Origin of the sequence: Planktotalea sp. (genome assembly GCF_018607965.1) — a bacterium.
Lineage (GTDB): Bacteria > Pseudomonadota > Alphaproteobacteria > Rhodobacterales > Rhodobacteraceae > Planktotalea.
Genome location: NZ_JABBAM010000046.1, coordinates 1 through 9,399, shown reverse-complemented (window position 1 = coordinate 9,399; position 9,399 = coordinate 1). Strand labels below are relative to the sequence as shown.

11 protein-coding genes are annotated in these 9,399 nt (G+C 53.7%); 10 read left to right on the top strand and 1 reads right to left on the bottom strand.

The window, feature by feature from the left end; all coding sequences use genetic code 11:
* Window positions 1–50 precede the first annotated feature (50 nt).
* Entirely contained in the window at window positions 51–1,229 is a 1,179-nt protein-coding gene (locus QZ279_RS04315) for a cytochrome P450 (RefSeq protein ID WP_293448438.1), read from the top strand.
* 59 nt (window positions 1,230–1,288) lie between these two features.
* Here the strand turns inward: QZ279_RS04315 and QZ279_RS04310 are convergent, their stop codons facing one another.
* Window positions 1,289–1,750, bottom strand: coding sequence for an Lrp/AsnC family transcriptional regulator (locus tag QZ279_RS04310; RefSeq protein ID WP_293448374.1), 462 nt, complete (start codon window positions 1,748–1,750; stop codon window positions 1,289–1,291).
* A gap of 141 nt (window positions 1,751–1,891) precedes the next feature.
* Between QZ279_RS04310 and cysG the strand changes: the two genes are divergently transcribed.
* The 9 genes from cysG (at window position 1,892) to QZ279_RS04265 (ending at window position 9,166) form a co-directional block, all read left to right on the top strand.
* Entirely contained in the window at window positions 1,892–3,271 is a 1,380-nt protein-coding gene (cysG, locus tag QZ279_RS04305; protein WP_293448372.1) for a siroheme synthase CysG, read from the top strand.
* A complete protein-coding gene (locus QZ279_RS04300) occupies window positions 3,271–3,570 on the top strand; it encodes a DUF2849 domain-containing protein (RefSeq protein WP_293448369.1) in 300 nt (99 codons plus the stop codon). Before cysG ends, QZ279_RS04300 begins: the two co-directional genes overlap by 1 nt.
* Window positions 3,570–5,237 (top strand): nitrite/sulfite reductase, encoded by a 1,668-nt coding sequence (locus QZ279_RS04295; protein ID WP_293448366.1) that lies wholly within the window; start codon window positions 3,570–3,572, stop codon window positions 5,235–5,237. The genes QZ279_RS04300 and QZ279_RS04295 overlap by 1 nt, the downstream gene beginning before the upstream one ends.
* A complete protein-coding gene (locus QZ279_RS04290) occupies window positions 5,227–5,973 on the top strand; it encodes a phosphoadenylyl-sulfate reductase (RefSeq protein ID WP_293448364.1) in 747 nt (248 codons plus the stop codon). Before QZ279_RS04295 ends, QZ279_RS04290 begins: the two co-directional genes overlap by 11 nt.
* Window positions 5,970–6,353 (top strand): DUF934 domain-containing protein, encoded by a 384-nt coding sequence (locus QZ279_RS04285; protein ID WP_293448362.1) that lies wholly within the window; start codon window positions 5,970–5,972, stop codon window positions 6,351–6,353. Before QZ279_RS04290 ends, QZ279_RS04285 begins: the two co-directional genes overlap by 4 nt.
* A 107-nt stretch (window positions 6,354–6,460) precedes the next feature.
* Entirely contained in the window at window positions 6,461–7,318 is an 858-nt protein-coding gene (locus QZ279_RS04280) for a ferredoxin--NADP reductase (RefSeq protein WP_293448360.1), read from the top strand.
* 332 nt (window positions 7,319–7,650) lie between these two features.
* Window positions 7,651–7,995, top strand: a complete 345-nt coding sequence (locus QZ279_RS04275; protein WP_293448358.1) for a hypothetical protein — start codon at window positions 7,651–7,653, stop codon at window positions 7,993–7,995.
* Between the two features lie 185 nt (window positions 7,996–8,180).
* Window positions 8,181–8,693, top strand: coding sequence for a pentapeptide repeat-containing protein (locus QZ279_RS04270; RefSeq protein WP_293448356.1), 513 nt, complete (start codon window positions 8,181–8,183; stop codon window positions 8,691–8,693).
* 41 nt (window positions 8,694–8,734) lie between these two features.
* Complete coding sequence (locus QZ279_RS04265; RefSeq protein ID WP_293448355.1) at window positions 8,735–9,166, top strand: hypothetical protein; 432 nt, start codon at window positions 8,735–8,737, stop codon at window positions 9,164–9,166.
* The last annotated feature ends 233 nt before the right edge of the window (window positions 9,167–9,399 follow it).

Genomic DNA, 9,399 nt, shown 5'->3' with positions numbered 1-9,399 from the left:
TACATCGCGTGCGCTTGCAAACACCAGCCAGACTATTCAAAGCTGGCCCAATGAATGAATGGCCCCAAATCCCGACCCAACCTGCGTTTGTGCAAAATCCATACCCTGCGTACGCGCTGGCCTGCGCGCGCGCGCCAGTTCAATATTGGCCTGCTTACAGGATGACCGCCGTGTTCAGTCACGAACTGGTAGCAAGGATCTTGAAAGACCGTCGTTTTGGCCGCGAACCGATTGATCCAGTCCAATTTCCTGATCACCTTGCGCCGTTTTATGCGATCGAAGCACATTCCATGCTCGAACTCGAACCACCGCGCCATACACGTCTGCGCGGCCTTGTCTTGCGCGCGTTCACATCGCGCCGGATCAACGAACTCGCCCCAGAAATAGAAGCGCTTTGCGATGATCTGCTGCGCAAACTTCCAACCGATGCCCCGTTCGATTTGATCGACGCCTATGCGACCCCGATCCCCATCATCGTCATTTGTCGTCTCTTGGGCGTTCCCGAAAATATGGCTGGTCAACTGCTCAAATGGTCCAACGATATGGTTGCCATGTATCAAGCCCGCCGCAACCACGCGATTGAAGACAGGGCCGCAAGCGCATCCTCTGATTTCTCCGACTTCATCCGCAGCTACGCGACCGAGAAACGCAAAAAACCCAGCGATGATCTCATTACGCAACTTCTTACTGCCGAAGATGACGGCGAAAAACTCAGCATGGAGGAATTGATAACCACTTGCATCCTCCTTCTAAACGCAGGCCACGAAGCCACGGTGCATACCATCGGGAACGGCGTCAAAACCCTGATCGAAACACATACGCCCGCATCAGCCTTCACAGACTCTACGATAGATCAAACCGTTGAAGAAATCTTGCGCTACGACCCACCCCTGCACGTGTTCACACGCTTTTGCTACGAAGATATTACACTAGGAGACCAAACCTTTAAACGCGGCGACGAAATCGCGCTAATGCTCGCGGCGGCCAACAGAGACGCCAAAACATGGCCCAACCCTGATCACTTCGATCCAACACGAAAAATCCAAACCAACACCAGCTTCGGTGGCGGTCTTCATTTCTGTGTCGGCGCCCCCCTTGCACGCCTCGAACTGCGCGTTGCACTCCCGAAACTCTTTGCGCGTTTTCCCAATCTGCACATCACGGAGCCGCCAAAATACGCCAACCTTTACCACTTTCACGGCCTCGAACGCCTTATGGTACAGGCCTAATCGCTTCTTCTTTCCCAAATATCCCGGGGGCGTGGGGGCTGGCCCACACTCCAAATCTCTCAAATCGGCAAAGCCGACGTGCTTTTAATTTCTTCCATCGACAAAAGCGCCGTCACATTGTGCACCTTCACCTCTGAAATCAGCGCTTGATAGAACACATCATAGGCCCGTGCATTCTGAACCCGCACTTTCAAAATATAATCAATATCCCCCGCCAAACGATGCGCTTCCTGCACTTCGGGGCGATCCAATAAGGCTTTCAAAAACGCTGCTTGCCAGTTGGCATCATGCTCGGACGTTCGGATCAATACGAAAAAACACGCCTCAAACCCCAATGCCTCTGCATCCAGCTTAACTGTCTGCGCGCCGATAATACCCGCCTCGCGCATTTTGCGGATGCGATTCCATACGGGCGTCTTGGAAGAGCCGACTTCGCGCGCAATTTCATCCAGCGAACGGTCCGCATCGACCTGTAAGGCGCGTAGGATTTTTCGATCTGTGTCATCAATTCGAACGGACATTCGCGACTCCTGAATTTTTTAGAACGCATAGACGCTCCAGGCAGTCATTGCAAAACATTTTCCCTATCAAACAAGGACGCCTAGCAACATATCGGAATTATTTCCTATATTGAGCGTGTAAACCGCACTTAGGAACCTGCCATGGATCACTTCCCTATCTTCGTCGCCCTCGCAGGCCGTCGTGTCGTTCTATCTGGCGGCGGCGAGGCCGCACTTGCGAAGTTACGTCTGCTTTTGAAAACCACTGCGCATATCACGGTCTTCAGTCCGAACGCGTCACCAAAGATCAAAGCATGGCACAACGCAGGCAAGCTGCGCTACATCCCTCGCCGGATCGAACCCGGCGACGCGATGTGCGCCGTTCTGGCCTACGCGGCGGATGAAGACAGCGCCCTTGACACGCGCACCTCTCAGATCGCTCGTGCGGACGGTGCAATGGTAAATATCGTTGATAATCTTGGGGATAGCCAATTCATCACACCCGCTATCGTGGACCGTGATCCCGTTACAATCGCAATTGGCACAGAAGGCGCTGCCCCCGTGCTTGCCCGTGCAATCAAAGCCGATCTGGAAGAACGCCTTCCCCAATCCCTCGGCACCCTCGCCCGCATTGGTAAGACGTTTCGCAAGGCCGCAGACAGCCTTCCAATGGGCCGGGCGCGCCGTGATTTCTGGCGCGATTACTATTTCAACGCAGGTCCGGCTGCTATCAGCGAGGACGACATCCAAGACGCGCTCAACATCACGCTGGCCAAACACGTCACCCAGAAATTCCGCGACGCGCATGTTGCCTTTGTGGGCGCAGGTCCCGGTGATCCCGAGCTGCTGACCCTAAAGGCACGCAAGGCAATTGATGAGGCCGATGTGATCATCCACGACCGTCTCGTTACCCCAGAAATCCTAGAGCTCGCGCGCCGCGAAGCGTTGATTGTGGACGCGGGCAAAGAGGGCTTTGGCCCCTCCATGTCCCAAAACTCCATCAATGACCTGATCGCAGAACATACCCAGAATGGTGCGCAAGTCGTACGTCTTAAGTCTGGCGATCCAACCATCTTTGGTCGTCTCGATGAAGAAATCGAAACCTGCCTCGCACATGATTTATCCTACACAATCATCCCTGGCATTACTGCCGCCTCTGCTGCTGTCGCCGCTATCGGGCAAAGCTTCACGCGCCGTTGTCGCAATGGCACGGTGCGCTTCCTGACGGGCCACGACATGAAGGGGTTTGCCGATCACGATTGGGCGGCACTTGCCAAGCCTGACGCGGTCGCCGCGATCTACATGGGCAAGAAAGCGGCGCGTTTTGTGCAAGGGCGTTTGTTGATGCACGGCGCGGATCGCTTGACCCCTGTGACATTAATCGAAAACGCATCGCGCGCTGATCAACGCATCATCCCAGCCACGCTTGAAACCTTGGCAGAGGTCACAGCCGTGTCAGGCCCCGCCGTCATCTTCCTTGGCCTCGCCCCGCGCGACGCGCTCACCTCGCTTGCCACGCTCCCACAAGAGGAATTCGCCTAATGTCCCGCCAATTCACACCTAAAGTCGTCACCGCCAATGCACTTCTTGAGGGCGATGTGGTCTACCTGACCAACGCCGATACTTGGACACGCAAACTCAGCGACGCAGCTTTGATCACGGACGAGGCCGACGCAGACCTGCGCCTGCTACAGGCCGAGGCGCAAACCGGCGTTGTCGTAGGAGCCTACCTTGCAGAGATGTCAGATGGCCCAAACGGTCTAGAGCCCACCCATTTTCGCGAAGCCTTTCGCCGTAAAGGCCCGTCCAATTACCGCCATGGTAAACAGGAGCAGATCTAATGTACGCCTATAATGCCTTCGACACATCCTTTCTCGCCTCACGCAACGCCCAGTTTCGCGCCCAAGTCGAGCGCCGCATCGCGGGTCATCTGACCGAAGACGAATTCAAACCCCTGCGTTTGATGAACGGAGTTTATCTTCAACTTCACGCCTATATGCTGCGCGTTGCGATCCCCTATGGCACGTTGAACGGTGGCCAAATGAATATGCTCGCCCGTCTCGCGGACACATATGACAAAGGCTATGGCCACTTCACGACGCGCCAAAACATCCAGTACAATTGGCCAGAATTGCGCGACATTCCAGATATGCTGGACGAGCTGGGCACGGTTGAAATGCACGCGATCCAGACCTCTGGCAACACGATCCGCAATGTGACCGCAGACCATTTCGCAGGTGCTGCGGCAGACGAAATCGCTGATCCCCGCCCCGTGGCCGAGTTGATCCGCCAATGGTCAACGGATCATCCTGAATTCCAGTTCCTGCCGCGTAAATTCAAAGTCGCCGTGACAGGGTCAATGAGTGATCGCGCCGTGACGCGCGCCCATGACATCGGGCTGCGTATGGTGGAACGTGACGGTGTGGCAGGCTTTGAGGTCATCGTTGGGGGTGGCCTTGGGCGCACGCCGATGCTGGGCAAAGTCATTGCTGAGTTTTTGCCGCGCGAGGATCTTTTGCCCTATCTAGAAGCCATCGTCAGCGTCTACAACCTATTGGGACGCCGCGATAATAAGTACAAAGCGCGGATCAAGATCACGGTCCACGAGAACGGTTTGGATAAGATCCGCGACCTCGTGAATGAGCGCTTCATCGCGATCAAAGCACGCTTTAGCGGCATCGACCAAGAGCAGTTCAAAGTAATCGAAGCGTCTTTTGCCCCGCCCGCATTCATTGCGGCTGACACCCACGCTTATGACACCACGTATAAATCCAGCCCCGTGTTTCGCGGTTGGGCTGATACAAATCTGCACGCGCACAAGGCCGATGGGTATTCGATTGTCACGGTCTCGCTCAAGGCCCATGGCGCAACCCCCGGGGATGCAACGTCCGCGCAAATGCGCGTGCTGGCCGACCTCGCGCAGCGCTTTGGACATGATGAATTGCGCATCAGCCACGAACAGAATGTGATATTGCCCTATGTGCATAAATCCCATCTGCCCGAACTTCATGGCATTCTGAAAAAGCATGGCTTGGCGACGGCGAATATTGGCTTGATCTCTGACATCATCGCCTGCCCTGGTATGGATTACTGTGCACTTGCGACCGCACGTTCCATCCCGATTGCACAGCAGATCGCAACGCGGTTTGACGATCTGAAACTAGAGCATGAAATCGGCGAGTTGAAGATCAAAATCTCTGGCTGCATCAACGCGTGTGGACATCACCATGTCGCCCATATCGGCATCCTTGGACTGGATCGTGCGGGCGTGGAGAGCTATCAAATCACGCTTGGTGGCGATCACACGGAAACAGCCGCCATCGGCGAACGCGCTGGTCCGGGTTTTTCTGCGGATGACATCATCCCCGCGATTGAGCGCTTGGTTGAGGCCTATCTTGCTATCCGTAGTTCAGGGGAAGAAGCGTTCATTCAGACTTTCCGTCGTCTTGGTATGGCGCCGTTCAAAGCCGCGCTTTATCCTGAAAAGGAACAGGCTGATGCCGCTTGAAACACTCGCACAAACATTAAACGCACGCCTGACCTCGCGCAGTGCACAGCACGCTTTGCGCATAGCTTTGGACGCGCCTGAGTTGGACAACGTCGCACTTGTTTCCAGCTTTGGTGCGGAGGCGACTGTGCTCTTGCATTTGCTTGCAGTGACCAAGCCCGACCTGCCTACCCTGTTCTTGGACACCGGCAAACACTTCACCGAAACGCTGGTCTATCAGCAAGAACTGACAGAGCGGTTGAACCTAAGCAACGTCAAGATCATCGCCCCTGATCCCCGCGCGTTGGAAGCCCGTGACACAAAGGGCAATTTGCACAGCCACGACCCAGATGCGTGTTGTGCGCTGCGCAAAACCGAATCGCTCGCGGCCGCGATGAAAGCGATCCCTAATTTGAGTGCCGTTATCACAGGTCGCAAACGGTTTCAGGGCGGGCAACGCGCAACGTTGGATGTTTTTGAAGCCAATGCCGCGACAGGTTTGATCAAGGTGAACCCTTTGGCGCATTGGACCCAGCAGGACCTGCGCGACTACATGGAAGAGAACCGTTTGCCCAAGCACCCTCTGCTTGCCAAAGGCTATCTGTCTATTGGATGCGCACCGTGCACCAGCCCTGTTGCAGTTGGCGAAGATGCGCGCGCAGGGCGTTGGCGCGACAGTGAAAAAGCCGAATGCGGCATCCACCTTATCAACGGGCGCGCCGTGCGTAGCCCTGTGAAACAGAAAGAAACAACATGACAGTTTTGGTGACGGACAAGGGTTTTACTTTGGATGATTGGGTGGCTAAGTATGGCGGCACGATTGCGCTTGATCTGGCCAGTGGTGTCGATCCGACGACGTTGAACATTCCCGACACGGTCCAAATGATCCGCGTTGATTTCCCCAGCTTTGCTGATGGTCGTGGGTTCACGATTGCGCGTCAGTTGCGTTTGCGTGGCTACACGGGTCGTCTGCGCGCACGTGGCCATGTGATCGCAGACCAATACGCAATGGCGCGGCGTGCAGGGTTTGACGAAGTCGAGATCGACAACAGCCTTGCACAACGCCAACCCGAACCCGACTGGATCGCGCGTAGCGATTGGCAGACCGGCGATTATCAAGCGCGTTTGCGCGGGTAACGTTCAAAACATCACATTCTATTTTGGAAGGGTTCGCGCACTGCACCCTTCCAAAACCTGCGAAACCCACCTAAATAGGAGCGGAGCCAAATTCCGTTTGTACACAAATGAATGAGATCACGCCCGTGACACAAGACACATCATCCGCGAAACCGAAAATCCCCGCCCTGCCCGACGCGCAGATCGTGACCGAAGTGACCCATTGGACGGACCGTCTGTTCTCATTCCGCATGACGCGGCCGACATCGATGCGGTTTCGCTCGGGTGAGTTCGTGATGATCGGTTTGATGGGCGACGTGAACGAGAAAACGGGCAAGGCCAAGCCGCTTTTGCGCGCCTATTCTATTGCGTCCCCGTCGTGGGATGAAGAGTTGGAGTTCTACTCGATCAAGGTCCAAGACGGCCCGCTGACATCGCGTTTGCAACACATCAAAGTGGGTGACGAAATCATCATGCGGCCCAAGCCCGTCGGCACCTTGGTGCATGACGCGCTGATCCCGGGAAAACGGTTGTGGTTCTTTGCAACGGGCACCGGTTTTGCGCCCTTCGCATCCCTCTTGCGCGAACCTCAAACCTACGAGGATTACGACGAGATCATCATCACCCACACCTGCCGCGAAGCGGGTGAATTGACCTATGGGCGCGAATTGATCGAGGGCTTGAAGGCTGATGAATTACTAAACGAAGTGATTGGCGAGGGCTTCTGGAAGAAGATCAAATACTACCCCACAACCACGCGCGAACAGAGTGGCAAGATGGGTCGTATCACCGATCTGATGCGCTCTGGCGAGGCCTTCACGGATCTTGATGTAGCCCCCTTGAACCCCGAAAGTGACCGCGCGATGATCTGTGGAAACCTCGCGTTTAACCTTGAGCTGAAAGAGATGTTTGAGGAATACAGCCTGGAAGAAGGCGCCAATTCCAAGCCCGCACATTACGTGGTTGAGAAGGCGTTTTTGGATTGATCTATTGGAGTGATCAAGGGGGGTGCGTGAAGACGCGCATCCTACACATTCGCCGCGCCACAGGTTTCGCGCCGAAACCTATTTTCTTTTATTAACAATTAGTTAAACCTTTTAACGATCTCTTTTATTTTTTGCCTCGAATATTTGCGCAACGCTAAAAAATCAGATTAAAGTGGGCACATAGATTTATGTGGTGCGCTATTTTGAACAATCTCCTGACCCATCCATTTTTCACACTTATTCTTCAACCGCTGCCTTGGATCATTCTGGGCCTGTGCGTTGCGGCATATTTCATTTAAGCCCTTGTGCACCGCGAAACGAAGACCGTGTCTGTGCCACAAACATTTTGGGACGTATTCGGCCTAAAAAACATGCAGCCCGCACTGCGCGTGGCGCTTGGGTTTATGTGGGCCGTGCTGTTCGCCGCATTCTTGGGCGCTGTGATCTGGACGCTTTTATCAATCGCACAGGCGATCCTGAGAACACCTGGTGAAGACTTTCGCCTCTACCTGCTTACGCTTGCGGCCATGACAGCGGGTCTAAGCGCGCTCATCGCGCTGCCCTTCACATTGATCCGCACCAAGAACCTGACGGCGCAAACGAACGCAACTGAACAAGGGTTGGTTACGGATCGGCTCAATAAGGCCGTAGAGGGGTTGGCGCGCAGAAGGAAGTAAACTGGATTGGGCGGCCTGTCACGGTTTGGACGGGGGAGCCTGTAGACGTCACAAGGTCGTTCGTTCCACAATCTGAAATCAAGACACCACAACGTTCAATAGAGATATTACGTTTTGGCGGGACTGAAGACCAATATTTCGAAGAGATTGATGATGTCAAACCTGTTGATCGGCTCTTTATCAAGATGAAGATTTGGCCACATGAACAGACGCTAATTCAGAAACAATCCCAATCCCAACCTTGGGCGGAGCAGGATCATGCCGTCGAATTTGGCGACTGGCAAGTCTTCAAAGAAACAGTGCCTAATCTAGAAGTGTGTATCGGGTCGATCTATGCGCTGGAGCGGATCGCCAAGGAAAACGAGGCGTATCATGTGCAGGTCATGGAAATCTTGTGTGCGTATGTCCGACAGAATGCGCCTACCGAAAACACCCAACCAACTGCAATCTTAGAAAAAAGGCCCAAACCAAGAGACGATATTCAAGCAGTTATTTCGGTGATAGGGAGGCGTCGGGACGAACAAATTCAAGTCGAATTTGTACAAAAGCATCGCTTAGATTTCTCAAGCTCTGATTTTTCAGGTGTAAATTTTTCAAATTTGAACTTTTCTGCGGCAAATTTTGCCCATTGCAGACTGGAAGCCGCGCGTTTTGCTGAAACAAAACTTCAAGGACTCAATTTTTCTGGGCGCTTTTGAATCATGCAAGTTGGTATAAGTCCGATCTCAAAGGGGCCAGAATGGACCATGCGATTTTAAACAAACCTGACCCAATTTCTGGGAGTTTGAATGAAAGTATAAATTTCGCTGATGGTGTGACGGGTTTGGTCGTGGTTGCCGCAGATCTATCTGCAGTCGATTATCTTGGCGAAGTAAATGAAATAAATTCTATGTATGGAAGCAAGGATACAATTGTTTTTGAAAAGCAAGGGTCAGAAAAATGGCATGATACAGCCAAAGAATTAGACTATGCTCTCCGGCGGGCTGTTAGAGGTGAAAATGAGACGGAGATTGCAAAACTAAAACAAATTATTTCCGTAACACCCTTCGCGACTTGGAGCCCATTTGAACACCGGGATGGAGCGACAATTTTCAACATGAGGGATTTCTGGCTCAAACATGGTCTCACAGAATTCCCTTTCCATGGGACACCCCAAGACGAGCACGGTTAGTTTAACCGCGCAGATGCCGTCGGTCTGGAGCCGCATTGGTATTGTTATTATGCGGTTTGCAGCGGCGAATTTCGCGTTTCAGACTATTATGTTACGCCAGCCAAAACGCCACCCGAAGAGGTGGACGGTGTTGCATGGCGGGCTTCGCCCTCGATTCCGCGCCGCGACATCAAGCGTAGGGTTTTAGAGGGACCCCCTCCACCGTAATTCTATGCATCACGCGTGCATGTCCT